The sequence below is a fragment of the Modestobacter muralis genome (assembly GCF_010682105.1).
Taxonomy (GTDB): domain Bacteria; phylum Actinomycetota; class Actinomycetes; order Mycobacteriales; family Geodermatophilaceae; genus Modestobacter; species Modestobacter muralis.
In genome coordinates this window covers 20,229-36,156 of sequence record NZ_JAAGWH010000059.1, presented here as the reverse complement: position 1 = coordinate 36,156, position 15,928 = coordinate 20,229, and the positions used below count along the sequence as shown (strand labels likewise).

Below are 15,928 nucleotides of genomic sequence, written 5' to 3'. Positions count from 1 at the left end.
GCACACCCGCCTCACCCGCCCCACGAGGACGCAGCAGGCTCACGGAGCCGCCCCACCGGCCGGCGCCCCGCTCACGAGGCGACCTCGCCGTCGTCGAAGGCCCAGCCGGGCCGGCGCTCCGAGGTGCTCAGCACCTCGGCGACCAGCTCGTCGATCGATCCGGCCGGCCGCGCCACCGGGGCCGGCGGGGTCGCACCGCCGAGCGCGGCCCGCACCCGGTTGCGGCCGCTGCTCTTGGCGCCGAACAGGTGTAGGTCGGCGCTCTCGAACAGCTCCCGCCACGACCGCGGGCCGGCCGCGCCGCCGGGGCTCGCGCTGGCCACCCCGATGCTCACCGTCACCCGCACCGGGACGTCCATGTCGCCCCAGTCGGCGTCGGCGATGGCGGTGCGCAGCCGCTCCATGGCGATCACGGCCTGGGCCTGGGTGGTGTCGGGCAGGACGACGACGAACTCGTCGCCGGCCCAGCGGAAGACCTCGTCGCCGGTGCGGCTGTGCTGACGCAGCAGCTCGGCGACCCGACGCAGCACCTCGTCGCCGTGCAGGTGGGAGTTCTGGTCGTTGACCGACTTGAACCCGTCGACGTCCACGACGGCCAGCGACACCGGCTCGCGGTCGATCCGCAGGTCGTCCATCCGGTGCTCCGCGCTGCGCCGGTTGCCCAGCCCGGTCAGGGTGTCCTCGAGGGCGTGCCGGCGGAGCACCGCGGTCTGCCGCTCGGCCTCCCGCAGCCGGCTGCGCCGCACGAACATCTCCGCCCACAGCTCGCGGCCGTAGAGGTGGGTGCGGCTGGTCTCGGTGCGGTAGGCCTCCAGCCAGTGCAGCGCCTCGGTGGTGTGGCCCAGCGCCGCGCTGGCCCGGCCGAGCTCCAGCAGGCACTGCCGGTACCGCCGCCGGTCGCCGACCGCGGCGAACGCGCCCGAGGCCGTCACCAGCCGATCCACCGCCTCGTCGCCCTGCCGGTCGTCGAGGTCGGCCGCGCAGCGTTGCGCCAGCAGCCGGGCCAGCACCAGGTCGGCGTACCCGGTCAGCCAGGTGCGCAGCTCGCCGGTGGCCAGGTGCCGCTGGACCCGGCGCAGCGGGGGCAGGGCGTCGTCGAGCCGGCCGGCCAGGGTCAGCGCCCAGGCCTGGACGACGTCGAGCAGGTCCAGGTCGTCGTCGGTGGGCTCGACGGGCAGCTCACGGGCCGCGGTCGCGCAGCGCAGGGCCACCGCGGCGAGCTCCCGGGAGCGGGGCAGGTCGCCCCGGCGGTGCACCGTCTGGGCCAGCTCGGCGTGCTGCTGGGCGGCCAGCCGCAGCAGCTGCCACTGGTCACCGAGGTCGGGCAGCGCGGCCGCGACCCGGGCGCCGGCCAGGGCCTGGTCGACCGCGAGCTCCTCCAGGTCCAGGCGGGTCAGCGCCAGCGACAGCCACAGGTGGGCCTGGTGCAGCTCGCGGCTGGGCGCCTCGGGGGCCACCTGGTCGGCGAGCAGGCTGGCGTCGACGGCCAGGTGCAGGGCGGCGTCGAAGCGGTCCGCGACCGCCTCCAGGTGCGCCAGGTAGGCCAGCCCCAGCGCGTGCTCAGCCGTGGGCAGGCAGCGCTCGAGCTCGGCCCGGGCGGTGGCGACGCCGGCGGCCGCGCCGTCCCGGTCGCCGGACAGCAGCGCGGCGCGCGCGGTGAAGGCCGCGGCCCAGGCCCGCCAGCAGGGCTCCTCGGCGTCGGTCAGGACGGCGGCGGCGGCCAGCTCGGCGGAGAAGACGTGCGCGTGTTCGGTGCCGCTGACGGCGAGCAGCCGCCACCGTGCGCTGGCGAGGTCCTCGTCGACGGTCGGGGCTGCCGGGGTCACGCGTCCCTCCACTCAGCGCTCACGGGCCGCGACGCACACGTGCCCTGCCGGTGACGAGGCAGCTCCCCCCGCACCGGGTCCCCAGCTGGAGCCGGGACCCGGTACGGCCGCACTACCCTCACCGGATGCCGAGTGCAGATCGCAGCACAGCGCCGACGAGGTTCGCCTATCTGGGGCCCGAGGGTACCTTCGCCGAGGCCGCGCTCCGCATCCTCGTGACCTCGCCGGGGGCGACGGACGGCGCGCCCGGGGGCGAGGACCGCCCCGCGGCCAGCATCGCCGCGGCGCTGGCCGCGGTCCGGGCGGGGGAGTGCGCGGCCGCCCTGGTTCCGCTGGAGAACTCGGTCGAGGGCTCGGTGCCGGCGACCATGGACGGCCTGGTCGGCGGGGCGCCGCTGGTGGTCACCCGGGAGGTCTTCCTCGAGGTGGCCTTCGTGCTCGCCGTCCGGCCCGGGGTGACCCTGGCCGACGTGCGCACCGTGGCCAGCCACCCGCACGCGCTGGCGCAGACCCGCGGCCGGCTGGCCGGGCTGCTGCCGGCTGCCGAGGTCGTCCCGACCGCCTCGACCGCCGACGCCGCCCGCCGGGTCGCCGACGGCGAGCACGACGCCGCCGTCTGTGCCGCCATCGCCGCCGAGCGCTACGGCCTGAGCACGCTCGCGACCGACCTGGCCGACCACCCCGGCGCGGTGACCCGCTTCGTGCTGGTCGAGCGCCCGGGTGCGCTGCCCGCGCCCACCGGGGCGGACAAGACGACGGTCACCGCGGTGGTGCCCGACCGCACCGGTGCCCTGCTGGACCTGCTCACCGAGTTCGCCGTGCGCGGGATCAGCCTGACCCGGATCGAGTCCCGGCCGACCCGCGAGCGGCTGGGCGTCTACTCGTTCTCGATCGACTGCGAGGGCCACGTCGCCGATGCCCGGGTCGGCGACGCGCTGGCAGCACTGCACCGGCTCTCCGCGGAGGTGCGCTTCCTGGGCTCCTACCCGCGGGCCGACGCCCTGCCCGGAAAGCCGGTCGCCGAGCGGGTGGAGGACGCCGCCTTCGCCGAGGCCCAGGCCTGGCTGGCGCGGGTACGCGAGGGCGCCGCGGGCTGACGTCCGCCCCGGCTCCCTGCTGATCCCCGCCATGGTCACCCAGTGTGCCGCTCGGGGGACCCTGAGCACACCCCGTGGGACCGATCGGTCACATCCGCGCGCCGTTGTGCGCTGACGGTCGTCTCCTCCGCTGCGGGACGACCGTGAGCGCACGACGGTGGTCGCCCGGGGCGTTCGCCCGGGCGGCTGGCCGGGCATGGGGATCGCATGGCACAGCACTGGGTGGCAACGGACTTCGGCGGCCTCGACGTCCTCCGGCTGGTGGACGTCGACGTCCCGGCCCCCGGGCCGGGGGAGGTGACGATCGCGGTCACCGCCGCGGGCGTGAACCCCGCCGACGCCAAGCACGTCGCGCGCCCCGGTGACCGCGACCAGCTGCCGGTCCCGATCGGCTACGAGGTCGCCGGCCGGATCACCGCGGTCGGCCCGGACACCGATATCGCCTCCGGCGGCGGGGAGGTCGGCGACGAGGTGCTCGCCTTCCGGGTCCGCGGCGGCTACGCCACCGAGCTGACCGTGCCGGCGTCCGCCGTCTTCGCCCGGCCGCCTGCGCTCGCCCCCGAGGAGGCGGCGAACCTGCTCCTCGCCGGGACGACGGCCGCCGAGATGCTGCACGTCACCGGCGTGCGCGCGGGCGACACGGTGCTGCTGCACGGGGCCTCCGGCGCGGTGGGCGTGAGCCTGCTGCAGCAGGCCGCGCTGATCGACGTCCGGGTCGTCGGCACGGCGGGGGAGGCCGGCGCCGACGTCGTCCGCCGGTTCGGGGGCGAGCCGGTGCGCTACGGCGACGGGCTGGCCGACCGGGTGCGCGCGCTGGCTCCCGGCGGGGTGGTGGCCGCGCTGGACGCCGTGGGCACCGACGAGGCCGTCGACGTCTCGCTGGAGCTGGTCGCCGACCGGCAGCGGATCGTCACGATCGCCGCACAGAGCCGGGCAGGGCGCGACGGGATCCGAGCGATCGGTGGCGCGATGCCGGCCAGCAAGGCGTTCCGGGACGCGGCGCGGGCCCGGCTGGTCGAGCTGGCCGCCGACGGCCGGCTCGTCGTGCCGATGGCCCGGACGTTCCCGCTGACCGAGGCGCGCGTCGCGCTGGAGCTGCTGGCCGGTGGTCACCCCGGCGGGAAGCTCGCGCTGCTGCCCTGACACTTGCGCTGGAGTGCACTCCAGCTCCTAGCGTCGGGCTCATGAGGACAGTCACCGGGTTCGCCGCGTACGCCCCGTCCGAGCCGCTGCGGCCCATCGAGTTCACCCGCCGGGACCTGCGGGCCGACGACGTCGCCGTGCGGGTCACCCACGTCGGGGTCTGCCACAGCGACCTGCACGCGGTCGACGGCCTCCCCGCCGGCGCCCCGCCGCTGGTGCCCGGGCACGAGTTCACCGGCGAGGTCACCGCCGTCGGCGCCGACGTCACCCGCTTCGCCGTCGGGAACGCGGTCGCGGTGGGCAACATCGTCGACTCCTGCGGGGTGTGCGACAACTGCCTGGCCCACCGCGAGCCCTACTGCCGCCAGTTCCCCGCCACGACCTACGGCGGGCGCGACCTGCGCGACGGCAGCCCGACCCAGGGGGCGTACTCGACCGAGTACGTCGTCCGCGACGCCTTCGTCTACGCCCTGCCCGCCGGGCTTGACCCGGCCGCGGTCGCGCCGCTGATGTGCGCCGGGGTGACGACCTGGTCCCCGCTGAGCCGGGCCGGGGTCGGGGCGGGGACGCAGATCGGGGTCGTCGGCCTCGGCGGGCTGGGCCACCTGGCGGTCAAGTTCGCCGTCGCGCTCGGCGCCCGGGTCACGGTGTTCACCACCTCGGCGGCGAAGGCGGACGACGCCCGGGCCCTGGGCGCGCACGACGTCGTCCTGTCCACCGACGCCGAGGCGGTGGCCGCGGTCGCCGGCCGGCTGGACTTCGTGCTGGACACCGCCTCCGGCGCGCACGACCTGGGCCCCTACCTGGGCGCCCTCCGGCTGGACGGGACGCTGTGCGTGCTCGGCCTGCCGGAGAGCTACACGGTCTCGCCGATGAGCCTGCTCGGCCGCACCCTCACCGTCTCCGGCTCCGGCGGGACCGCCGAGACCCAGGCGATGCTCGACTTCTGCGGTGAGCACGGGCTGACCGCCGACGTCGAGGTGCTGCCGTTCGGCGAGGTCAACACGGCGTTCCAGCGGCTGGCGCGCAACGACGTCCGGTACCGGTTCGTCCTGGCGCTCTGACGTGGGGTCCACCATGGTGCGCATGGACGGCGACACGCTCGGCATCCGGCAGGTCTCCGAGGAGACCGGGCTGAGCATCGACACGCTGCGCTGGTACGAGCGGGAGGGGCTGCTGCCGCTGGTCGAGCGCAGCGGCAGCGGCCAGCGGCGCTACCCGCCGGGCGCTCTGCGGTTCATCCGGCTGGTGCAGGCGCTGCGCCGGACCGGCATGCCGGTGGCCGAGGTGCGTCAGTTCATCGAGGCCGGCGGCGGCGAGCTGGCCCACCACCCCGAGCGGATGGCGCTGCTGGAGCGGCAGTGCGTCGCGATCGAGCAGCGCCTGGCCGAGCTGCAGGACGACCTGGCGGTGGTGCGGGCGAAGATCGCGACCTACCGCAGGCTGATCGCCCGCGGCCTGGACTGTGAGGACGAGCTGTCCGAGGACCTCGTCGACCAGCTGCGCGCCGACGAGCTGCTGGCGGAGATGCTGCCCTAGGTCAGCCGTCCCAGGGCGCCGCAGCGGCCGCTACCGCTCGGGGTGGGCGTCCGGTGGCGTCAGTCCGGCGCGGCGGCGCATGTCGGCGAGGGCGTCGGGCGGGATGTCGTCAGGTGACACCCGCTGCAGGTCCTCCGGAGCAAACACACCGAGACCTGCTCCCGCTTGCGCGACCAGCAGCCCGCCGACGGGCAGTTCGTCGCCGACCACACCGAAGGGCGGATTGCCGTCCGCCTGATCGTGGGCGTGGGGGAGAATCCGCACGAAGTCGCCGTCCTCGAGGGTGGCTCGCTCGTCCTCGCCTGGCTCGACCATGTCGCGCACGCTGGAGGCTCGGTCGGTCCGCAGACGGGCGGCGGCTCCCATCGACGACGTCTCTCCGCGTTCCGTGCAGGGCCTTCGCCGAGGCCCGCCCCGACCGAGCGGGGGCTCGGTCAGAGGTACAGGCCGGTCGACTCCTCGATGCGCTCGGCGGCGACGGCGTGCACGTCGCGCTCGCGCAGGATGATCAGGTCCTCGCCGTGCACCTCGACCTCGTGCTGGTCCTCGGGGGAGAACAGCACCTGGTCGCCGACCGCGACCTGCCGGACGTTCGGCCCGACGCCGCGGGCCTCGCCCCAGACCAGGCGCTTGGCGACCTGCGCGGTGGCCGGGATCAGGATGCCGCCGGTGGAGCGCCGGTCGCCGTCCTCCTTGCGGAGGGAGACGAGCAGGCGGTCGTGCAGCATCTTGATCGGGAGACGGGCAGCGTCCTCAGGCACGACGCCGACGCTACTCAGCCCCAGCCGAGGGCGTGGAGCTTCTCCTCGTCGATGCCGAAGTGGTGTGCGATCTCGTGGACGACGGTGACGGTGACCTCCTCGGCCACCTGCTCCTCGTCCTCGCAGATGTCGCAGATCGCCTCGCGGTAGATCATGATCCGGTCCGGCAGGGTGCCGCCGTAGTCGGCGCCGCGCTCGGTCAGCGCGTACCCCTCGTAGATGCCCAGCAGGTCGGGCTCCTCGGGGTGCCGGTCCTCCACCAGGACGACGACGTTGTCCAGCAGGCGCATCAGCTCGGCCGGCACCTCGTCGAGGGCGTCGGCGACCAGTTCCTCGAAGCGGGGGAGCGGGAGCGGGTTCACCAGCTGGTGGGCTGCGGGCGGCCCTCGTCGTAGCCGGCCGCGCTCTGCACCCCGAGCACCGCGCGCTCGTGCAGCTCGTCGATGGTGCGGGCACCGGCGTAGGTCGCCGAGGACCGCACCCCGGCCACGATCGAGTCGACGAGGTCCTCCACGCCCGGACGCGCCGGGTCGAGGTACATCCGCGAGGCGCTGATGCCCTCCTCGAACATGCCGGCGCGGGCCCGGTCGAAACCGCTCTGGTTCGACGTCCGGGCCTTGACCGCGCGGGCGGAGGCCATGCCGAAGCTCTCCTTGTACTTGCGCCCGCCGTCGTCGTAGAGGTCACCGGCGCTCTCGTACGTGCCGGCGAACCAGGAGCCGACCATGACGTTCGCCGCACCCGCGGCCAGCGCCAGCGCCACGTCCCGGGGGTGCTTGACCCCGCCGTCGGCCCACACGTGCTTCCCCAGCTCACGGGCTGCGGCGGCGCACTCCTCGACGGCGGAGAACTGCGGGCGCCCGACGCCGGTCATCATCCGGGTGGTGCACATCGCGCCCGGGCCGACGCCGACCTTCACGACGTCCGCACCGGCCTCGACGAGGTCGCGGGTGCCCTCGGCGGTGACCACGTTGCCGGCCACCACCGGCACGGACCCGGCGACGGCGCGCACCGCGCGGACCGCCTCGATGGCCTTCTCCTGGTGTCCGTGCGCAGTGTCGACCACGAGGACGTCGACCCCGTGCGCCAGCAGCGCCTCGGCCTTGCCGGCCACGTCGCCGTTGATGCCCACGGCCGCGGCGGTCAGCAACCGCCCGCCGGCGTCCAGGGCCGGGGCGTAGATCGCCGAGCGCAGCGCGCCCTTGCGGGTGATCAGGCCGACCAGCCGGTCGCCGTCGACCACGGGGGCGGCGTTCACCCGCTCCTCGGACAGCACGTCGAACACCTTGGGCAGGTCGGTGCCCGCGGGGATGGTCAGCGGGTCGGGGGCCATGACCTCCGACAGCTGGGTGAACCGGTCGACGTCCTGGCAGGCGCCGTCGGTGACGACGCCGACCGGGCGCCCGCCCTCGACGACGACCACGACACCGTGCGCGCGCTTGCCCATCAGGGCCAGCGCCTCCGACACCGTCGCCGTGCGGCCCAGCGTGATCGGGGTGTCGTAGACCGGGTGCCGGGCCTTGAGCCACGAGACGACCTCGCCGATGACGTCGACCGGGATGTCCTGCGGCAGCACCGCGACCCCGCCGCGCCGGGCGATGGTCTCGGCCATCCGGCGGCCGGAGATCGCCGTCATGTTGGCGACCACGATCGGCACGGTCGTGCCGACCCGGTCCGGCGTGGTCAGGTCGACCTCGAGCCGGGAGCCGACCGTCGAGTGCGCCGGCACCATGAAGACGTCGGCGTAGGTCAGGTCGTGGTCGGGACGGCGGTCGCCGAGGAAGCGCATGCCCCCAGTGTCCCAGCCCCCGCCTCTCCGCCCCAGGCATTGGTACCAACCCGTGCACATCGGGCCCGGCGGTGCAGGTGTTGGTTCCAATGCCTGGGGCGCTGTGGTCGGCCACCTACGATCAGGGGGTGATCGACCTGCGCCTCGTCCGCGAGAACCCCGACCTCGTCCGCGCCAGCCAGCGTGCCCGGGGTGCCGACGAGTCCCTGGTCGACGCCCTGCTGTCCGCCGACGCCGAGCGGCGGGCCGCGGTCAAGGCCGCCGACGAGCTGCGCGGGGAGCAGAAGGCCGCCTCCCTCGCCGTCCGCGGCGCCTCGAAGGAGGAACGCCCGGCCGTCCTGGAACGGGCCAAGGCGCTGGCCGCCGCGGTGAAGGAGGCCGAGGAGGCCGAGCGCGCCGCCGACGACGTGCTGCGCCAGGCGCACCTGCGCATCCCCAACGTCGTGCACCCCGACGTCCCGCCGGGCGGTGAGGACGACGCGGTCACGCTGCGCACCGTGGGCGAGGTGCCCACCTACGACTTCGAGGTGCGCGACCACCTGCAGATCGGCGAGGCCCTCGGCGCCATCGACATGGAGCGCGGCGCCAAGGTCTCCGGCGCCCGCTTCTACTTCCTCACCGGCCCCGGTGCGCTGCTGGAGTTCGCCCTCGCCCAGCTGGCGATCACCCGCGCGGTGGCCGCCGGCTTCATCCCGGTGATCGCCCCGGCGCTGGTCAAGCCCGAGGCGATGGAGGGCACCGGGTTCACCGGCGAGCACGACGAGGAGATCTACCGGGTCGAGCGCGACGACCTGTACCTCGTCGGGACCTCGGAGGTCGCGCTGGCCGGGATGCACGCGCGTGAGGTGCTCGACCTCTCCGCCGGGCCCCGCCGCTACGCCGGCTGGTCGTCCTGCTTCCGCCGCGAGGCCGGCTCCTACGGCAAGGACACCCGCGGCATCATCCGCGTGCACTGGTTCGACAAGGTGGAGATGTTCAGCTTCTGCCCGCCCGAGGAGGCCGAGGCCGAGCACCGCCGGCTGCTGCAGTGGGAGGAGGAGTTCCTCCAGCTGCTCGAGCTGCCCTACCGCGTGGTCGACATCGCCGCCGGCGACCTGGGCACGAGTGCCGCCCGCAAGTTCGACATCGAGGCGTGGTTCCCCAGCCAGGGCGCCTACCGCGAGCTCACCAGCACCTCGGACTGCACCACCTTCCAGTCCCGCCGGCTGGCCATCCGCTCCCGGGACGCCGACGGGAAGCCCCAGCCGCTGGCCACCCTCAACGGCACGCTGTGCGCGATCGCCCGCACCATCGCCTGCCTGCTCGAGGTGCACCAGCAGGCCGACGGCTCGGTGCACGTCCCGGCCGCGCTGCGCCCCTGGCTGGGCGGGCACGCCGTGCTCACCCCCGGCATGTCGCTGGCCGCGGTCGCCGCACCGGGCCTGCCCGCATGAGCAGCCCGCAGCCGGACGGCGCTGTCCCGGTGCTCGGCGTCCCGACCGGCGCCGGCCTGACTGCGCCGGCGGGAGCGGCCCTCGCCCGCGACGTCGTCGACCTGGGCGACCTCGGTGCCCGGCTTGGCGACTGGCGGCCGCGGGTCGTGGTCAGCGACATGGACGGGACGCTGCTGGACGGTGCGGGGGTGGTGAGCGCACGCACGCACGCCGCCGTCGCCGCCTGCCGCGCCGCCGGCCTGCCGGTGGTCGGCGCGACCGGCCGCGGGCCCCGGCTGCTGGACAGCGTCCGGGAGGCGCTCGCCGGGCAGGGCCTGGCCGTGTTGGCCCAGGGCGGTTACGTCGTCCGGTTCGGCACCGAGGGTGCGCCCGACGAGGTGCTGCGCACCGTCGGCATGTCGCGGGAGGTCGCCACCCGGGTCATCGCGGCCATCGAGGAGGTCACCGGCGAGCTCGTCGTGGCCGTCGAGGACGCCGCCGACCAGATCGAGGCGCTGCGCCCGCTGCGCGTCCAGCACGGCTTCGACTGGCCCTACCCCGAGCCCGCGCAGCTGCTGCCGCGGCACGAGGTGCTCCCCGTCGGTGCGGTGCTCAAGGTGTTCCTGCGCTCGCCGAGCCTCGTGGAGGACGAGCTGGTCGCCCTCGCCCGCACCGTGGTCGACCCCGCGGACGCCGAGCTCACCCACGCCGGGCTCGGCTTCATCGAGGTGCTGCCGCCCGGGGTCACCAAGGCCACCGGCCTCGCCGTCGCCCTGGCCGACCTGGGCCTGGACCTCGCCGACGTGCTGGTGTTCGGCGACATGCCCAACGACCTGCCGATGATCGAGGCGGTCACCGCCGCCGGGGGCCGCGCGGTGGCGATGGCCAACGCACACCCCGCGGTCCGGGCCGCGGCCGCCGACCGCACCAGCGGGCACGACGCCGACGGGGTGGCCCGCTACCTCGAGGCCCTCCTGGCACTCGACGACAGCGCGCTGGGGGTGCACGGTGGCTGACTGGCGCCCGTCGCTGATCGTCAGCGACATCGACGGCACCCTGCTCGGCTCCGACGAGGTCATCAGCGACACGACCCTGGCCGAGCTGGGCCGCTGGGCCGAGGCGGGCGTCCCGCTGCTGCTGGCCACCGGCCGGCCGCCGCGCTGGATGCTGGGCATCCGCGAGCAGCTGGGCAGCGGCCTCGCGGTGTGCTGCAACGGCGCGGTGCTGCTGGACCTCGAGTCGTTCACCGTGCTGGAGGAGCACCCGGTCACCACCGACGTGCTGCGCGAGGTCACCGGGGAGCTGCGGCGCCGAGAGCCGGACACCTGGTTCGCCGTCGAGTACGGCGACCAGTTCCGGCACGAGCCGATCTACCAGCCCCGGTGGGACGTCGACGCCCCCGGTGTCTCGCTCGCCACGCTGGAGGAGATGGTGGCCCAGCCGGTGGCCAAGCTGCTGGCCCGGCACGAGCACCTGCCCCGTGAGCAGTTCGTCGAGATGGTCGCCGAGGTCGTCGGCGACGCCGCGACGGTCACCAACTCATCCACCGACGCGCTGGCCGAGATCTCCGCCCGCGGCGTCACCAAGGCCACCGGGTTGGCCCGGGTCGCCGCCGAGCGCGGGCTGGGCCCGGCCGACGTCGTCTACTTCGGGGACATGCCCAACGACCTCGCCGCCTTCGACTGGGTCCGGCAGGGCGGTGGCCGGGCCGTGGCCATGGCGAACGCCCACCCCGACGTGCTGGCCGCGGCCACCGACGTCACCGACGCGCACACCGCCGACGGCGTGGCGGTCTTCCTGGCGTCGCTGCCTCGCTGAGCCGGGGCCGGGCCGCTCCACCGCGCAGTCCGGTGGCGCACGACCGGACCGCGCGCCACCGGTCATCCCCGCGGTGGGACTGCCGATGAGAAGGGGGAACACCGGTCGACGACGCGGCCGGACCCCCTCACTGCCCTCGCCCGGAGGTCCCCCATGCCCGATCGACCCGCCCCGGCCAGCTCGCCGGCCGTCCCCGACGACGTCCTCGAGCTGCGCCGCATCGCGCTGGCCATGCGGGAGTCGTCCGCGATGGTCGAGCTCGCCCTCGACGGGACCGTGCTGACGGCCAACCAGCACTACCTCGACGTCATGGGCTACTCCGCCGCCGAGCTGATCGGGCGGAACCACCGGATGGTCTGCGACCCCGTGCACGCCGCCTCCGCCGACTACGCCGCGTTCTGGGAGCGGATGGCGGCCGGGGAGATCGACGCGGGCGTGGTGGTCAAGCGGATGGGCAAGGGCGGCCGCGAGGTGTGGCTGCGCGGCTCCTACATCCCGATGCCGGACGCGACCGGCCAGCCGGTCAAGGTCGTCGTGCTGGCCACCGACATCACCGAGGGGAAGGTCGCCGCACTCGAGCGGCAGAGCCAGGCGGTGGCCCTCGACCGGTCGCAGGCCGTCATCGAGTTCACCCTCGACGGCACGGTCCTCAGCGCGAACAGCAACTTCCTGGACGCGATGGGCTACACCCTCGCCGAGGTGCGGGGCAAGCACCACCGGATGTTCGTCGAGCCCGCGGTGGCCGCGAGCGCCGAGTACGCGGAGTTCTGGCAGCGGCTGGGCACCGGCCAGTTCGAGGGCGGGGTCTACAAGCGGCTGGCCAAGGGCGGCCGTGAGGTGTGGCTGCAGGCCACCTACAACCCGATCCTGGACGACGAGGGCCACCCGGTGAAGGTGGTCAAGTTCGCCAGCGACATCACCGTCGCGCGCCTGGCCGACGTGGAGTCGCGGGGCAAGGTGGCGGCCATCGACCGGGCCCAGGCGGTGATCGAGTTCAAGACCGACGGCACCGTCCTCGGCGCGAACGCCAACTTCCTGGAGACGATGGGCTACGCCCTGCACGAGGTCGTGGGCAAGCACCACCGGGTCTTCTGCGAGCCGACGCTGGCCAGCAGCCAGGAGTACGAGGAGTTCTGGGCGCGGCTGGGGGCCGGCGCGTACGAGGCGGGGGAGTTCAAGCGGCTGGCCAAGGACGGGCGCGAGGTGTGGCTGCAGGCCACCTACAACCCGATCCTCGACGACACCGGCAGGCCGATCAAGATCGTCAAGTTCGCCAGCGACATCACCGACGCCAAGTTCGCCGGCGCCGAGGCGCGCGGCAAGGTGGCCGCCATCGAGCGCGCGCAGGCGGTCATCGAGTTCGACCTCACCGGCCGGGTGCTGACGGCCAACCAGAACTTCGTCGACACCATGGGCTGGCCGCTCAACGAGATCCGCGGCAAGCACCACCGGATGTTCTGCGACGCCACCTACGCCGCCTCCGACGAGTACGCCGAGTTCTGGCAGCGTCTGGGCCAGGGCCACTACGAGTCCGGGGAGTTCAAGCGCCGGGACAAGGACGGGCGCGAGGTGTGGCTGCAGGCCACCTACAACCCGATCCTCGACGACGCCGGCCGCGTGCTGAAGGTGGTCAAGTTCGCCACCGACGTCACCCGGGCCAAGCGGCAGAACGCGGAGTTCACCGGCAAGGTCGCCGCGATCGAGCGCGCCCAGGCGGTCATCGAGTTCGACCTCGACGGCACGATCCTGACCGCGAACGGCAACTTCCTCGACGCGCTGGGCTACACGCTGTCGGAGGTGCAGGGCAAGCACCACCGGGTCTTCTGCGACCCTGCCTACACCGCCACCCAGGAGTACCGGGACTTCTGGGAGAAGCTCGGGAGCGGCGACTTCCACACCGGGGAGTACCGGCGACTGCACAAGAGCGGCCGGGACGTGTGGATCCAGGCGACCTACAACCCGATCCTCGACGACACCGGCCGCCCGTTCAAGGTCGTCAATTTCGCCACCGACGTCACCACGGCCAAGCTGCGCAGCGCCGAGATCGAGGCGCGGGTCAACGCGGTGGACCGCGCCCAGGCGGTCATCGAGTTCGACCTCGAGGGCAACGTCCTGGCCGCCAACGACAACTTCCTGCGCACGATGGGCTACTCGCGCCGCGAGGTCCTCGGTCACCACCACAGTGAGTTCTGCACCGACGACCACATCCGCTCGCCGGAGTACCGGGACTTCTGGATCCGGCTCGCCGACGGCGAGGTGCTGGCCGGGCGGTTCCACCGCAAGGGCAAGTACGGCCGCGACGTGCACATCCAGGCCACCTACAACCCGATCCTCGACCTGACCGGGAAGCCGTTCAAGGTGGTCAAGTTCGCCTACGACGTCACCGCGGAGGTCGAGCGGGAGCGGCGCATCGCCCTGGGCACCCGGGACATGACCGCCTCGGTGCAGCACCTGTCCACCTCCATCGAGGACATCGCCCGCAGCTCCCAGACCGCGACCGGGCTGGCCGCCGAGACCCAGGACAACGCCCGTCAGGGCGTGGAGGCGCTGCGTGCCTCGCTGGAGGCCATCGCGCTGATCCAGAAGTCGTCGAACTCGATCACCGAGATCGTCCGGGTCATGGGCGAGATCGCCAACCAGACCAACCTGCTGGCCTTCAACGCCTCGATCGAGGCGGCCCGGGCCGGTGAGCACGGCGTCGGCTTCTCCATCGTCGCCGGTGAGGTCCGCAAGCTGGCCGAGCGCTCCTTCGAGGCCTCGCAGCAGATCGGCAAGCTCATCGAGGAGTCCGCCGAGCGGGTCGCCCAGGGCTCGGAGGTGTCCAAGCGGGCCGAGAACGCCTTCGAGCGGATCGTCAGCAGCGTCACGCGCACCAACGAGACGATCCTGAGCATCTCGGAGTCCACGCAGCTGCAGCAGGAGGCATCCCGTGAGGTCGACGAGCTCATCGCCCAGCTCGCCTCGGCGGGCTGACGGCCGTGACCACCTCGCTGGAGCACCCGGTGCCCGGGGGCGCTGACGGGGACACCGGCGGGTACGTCGTCTACGGCCTGCTCCGGCTGGCCGGGATGGACGTCGCCCTGCCGCTGTCGGCGCTGCGGGAGGTCGTGCCGTGCCCGGCCGAGCTGGCCGGGCTGCCCGCGGTGGCGCCCGGCCTGCTCGGCGCGATCGAGCTGCGCCGGCTGGTGCTGCCGGTGCTGGACCTGCAGGCGGTGACCGGCCGTCCCGAGGTCCGGCGCGCCGACCAGGTCGTCGTCGTCGTGGCCTGGGGCGACCGGGTGCTGGGGCTGCTGGCCGACCAGGTGCAGGGCATCTGCGAGGTCGCCGCCGAGACCCTGGTGGCCGCCCACGCACACGGCGGTGGGCTGCTGTTCTCCCACACCTTCCGCCACCCCGACACCGGTCGCGCCTACAGCGTGCTGGACGCCGCTGCGGTACTCCAGCTGCCCGGCGTCCCCACGGTCACCGACGTCACCCGGGCCCCGGCCGCGGGGCGCGACGGCAGCCCGGGGGCGGGCCGGCGCACCCTCACCGTGCTGCGCTGCGGGGAGTACCGGCTGGCGATCGACGCCGCGCACGTGCACACCACGATCCCGACGCCGGACCTGCGCGCCTCGGTGCTGACCAGCCGGATGTGCCCGGGCACCGTCGAGTACGACGACCGGGAGGTGCCCGTCGTCGACCCGCTGGTGCTGCTCGGCCTGGGCGAGCTCGCGCGCGCGGACACCGGCGCCGGGCTGGTGCTCGACCTGGGCACCGGCTACGTGGTGCTGGCGCTCAGCGAGCTGCTGGAGCTGGCCCACGTCGGCCCGGACGACGTCCTGCCCACCCCGTCGTTCGCGCTGCCCCGGCCCGACCTGCTCGACGGGATGGTGCAGGTCGACGGCTTCGGTGACTGCCTGGTGCTGGACGGGACGGCGCTGCTGGCCGACGCCCAGCTGTCGGGCTTCGCGTCGGTGAACACCGCGCTGGAGCCCACCCACGGTGGGGACGAGGCGAGGGTGTCCGCGGCGGCCGCGGCGGCCAGCGGGGCGCCGGCGTACCTGACGTACTCGATCGGCCTGGACATCGCCACGCCGCTGGAGCAGGTCAGCGAGATCCTGCCGTTCCCGGAGACCCTCACCCGGACGTCGGTGCCGGGGCTGCTCGGGCTGATCACTCACCGGCGGACGGTGGTACCGGTGCTGTGCCTGGCCTCGCTCATCGGCCACGCGAGCCGGCCGGTCACCGCCTCGACCTGCCTGCTGCTGGTGGACGTCGACGGCGCGTCGGTCGCCTTCGCCGTCGACACGCTGCGCAGCATCGACCCGCTGACCTGGACCGACCCCGACCAGGTCCGCGACCGCGGCGCCGACCAGCTCGAGCGGGTGCTGCAGACCTCGCCGCTGGTGCAGGTGGGCGGGGAGACCCGGCTGCTGCCCGGGCTGGACCTGCAGCGGGTGGCCCGCGCCGTCCAGGGGCCGGTCGCCGTCCCGGTCCCCCGCGTGCCGCGGGCGGAGGAGCTGGTCGCCGGTTGAGCCCGCCGGCCGGGGGCGCGTGCCCC

General features: G+C 74.3%; 14 protein-coding genes. 9 read left to right on the top strand and 5 right to left on the bottom strand.

The features are described 5' to 3' along the window. Positions 1–71: 71 nt before the first annotated feature. The gene (locus tag GCU67_RS19255) at positions 72–1,826 is read right to left on the bottom strand and encodes a diguanylate cyclase (RefSeq protein ID WP_163612973.1); all 1,755 of its coding nucleotides are present in this window, start codon (positions 1,824–1,826) and stop codon (positions 72–74) included. Between the two features lie 125 nt (positions 1,827–1,951). Between GCU67_RS19255 and pheA the strand changes: the two genes are divergently transcribed. From pheA to GCU67_RS19235, 4 genes are all read left to right on the top strand, one after another. Beyond that, complete coding sequence (pheA, locus tag GCU67_RS19250; RefSeq protein ID WP_163612972.1) at positions 1,952–2,923, top strand: prephenate dehydratase; 972 nt, start codon at positions 1,952–1,954, stop codon at positions 2,921–2,923. Positions 2,924–3,130: 207 nt separating this feature from the next. Beyond that, complete coding sequence (locus tag GCU67_RS19245; protein ID WP_163612971.1) at positions 3,131–4,066, top strand: quinone oxidoreductase family protein; 936 nt, start codon at positions 3,131–3,133, stop codon at positions 4,064–4,066. Between the two features lie 41 nt (positions 4,067–4,107). Continuing rightward, the gene (locus GCU67_RS19240; RefSeq protein ID WP_163612970.1) at positions 4,108–5,130 is read left to right on the top strand and encodes an NAD(P)-dependent alcohol dehydrogenase; all 1,023 of its coding nucleotides are present in this window, start codon (positions 4,108–4,110) and stop codon (positions 5,128–5,130) included. 22 nt (positions 5,131–5,152) lie between these two features. Further along, a complete protein-coding gene (locus GCU67_RS19235; protein ID WP_163612969.1) occupies positions 5,153–5,605 on the top strand; it encodes a MerR family transcriptional regulator in 453 nt (150 codons plus the stop codon). 30 nt (positions 5,606–5,635) lie between these two features. Here GCU67_RS19235 and GCU67_RS19230 read toward each other — a convergent pair whose 3' ends face one another. The 4 genes from GCU67_RS19230 to GCU67_RS19215 all read right to left on the bottom strand — a co-directional run bounded on the left by GCU67_RS19230 (position 5,636) and on the right by GCU67_RS19215 (position 8,155). Then, the gene (locus tag GCU67_RS19230; RefSeq protein ID WP_163612968.1) at positions 5,636–5,920 is read right to left on the bottom strand and encodes a hypothetical protein; all 285 of its coding nucleotides are present in this window, start codon (positions 5,918–5,920) and stop codon (positions 5,636–5,638) included. Between the two features lie 119 nt (positions 5,921–6,039). Then, positions 6,040–6,366, bottom strand: coding sequence for a GroES family chaperonin (locus GCU67_RS19225; protein WP_269177701.1), 327 nt, complete (start codon positions 6,364–6,366; stop codon positions 6,040–6,042). A gap of 14 nt (positions 6,367–6,380) precedes the next feature. Then, positions 6,381–6,728, bottom strand: coding sequence for a metallopeptidase family protein (locus GCU67_RS19220; protein WP_338105161.1), 348 nt, complete (start codon positions 6,726–6,728; stop codon positions 6,381–6,383). Continuing rightward, the gene (locus GCU67_RS19215) at positions 6,725–8,155 is read right to left on the bottom strand and encodes a GuaB1 family IMP dehydrogenase-related protein (RefSeq protein WP_163612967.1); all 1,431 of its coding nucleotides are present in this window, start codon (positions 8,153–8,155) and stop codon (positions 6,725–6,727) included. Before GCU67_RS19215 ends, GCU67_RS19220 begins: the two co-directional genes overlap by 4 nt. 128 nt (positions 8,156–8,283) lie before the next feature. Between GCU67_RS19215 and serS the strand changes: the two genes are divergently transcribed. From serS to GCU67_RS19190, 5 genes are all read left to right on the top strand, one after another. Continuing rightward, the gene (gene serS, locus GCU67_RS19210; RefSeq protein ID WP_163612966.1) at positions 8,284–9,588 is read left to right on the top strand and encodes a serine--tRNA ligase; all 1,305 of its coding nucleotides are present in this window, start codon (positions 8,284–8,286) and stop codon (positions 9,586–9,588) included. Beyond that, complete coding sequence (locus tag GCU67_RS19205) at positions 9,585–10,583, top strand: HAD family hydrolase (protein WP_163612965.1); 999 nt, start codon at positions 9,585–9,587, stop codon at positions 10,581–10,583. The genes serS and GCU67_RS19205 overlap by 4 nt, the downstream gene beginning before the upstream one ends. Beyond that, the gene (locus GCU67_RS19200; RefSeq protein ID WP_163612964.1) at positions 10,576–11,385 is read left to right on the top strand and encodes an HAD-IIB family hydrolase; all 810 of its coding nucleotides are present in this window, start codon (positions 10,576–10,578) and stop codon (positions 11,383–11,385) included. Before GCU67_RS19205 ends, GCU67_RS19200 begins: the two co-directional genes overlap by 8 nt. 153 nt (positions 11,386–11,538) lie before the next feature. Then, positions 11,539–14,358: a methyl-accepting chemotaxis protein gene (locus GCU67_RS19195; protein ID WP_163612963.1), complete on the top strand. Its 2,820-nt coding sequence runs from the start codon at positions 11,539–11,541 to the stop codon at positions 14,356–14,358. 5 nt (positions 14,359–14,363) lie between these two features. After that, positions 14,364–15,902 carry a chemotaxis protein CheW gene (locus GCU67_RS19190; protein ID WP_338105160.1) on the top strand — a complete coding sequence of 513 codons (1,539 nt, stop codon included), beginning with the start codon at positions 14,364–14,366 and terminating at the stop codon, positions 15,900–15,902. Positions 15,903–15,928 lie beyond the last annotated feature (26 nt).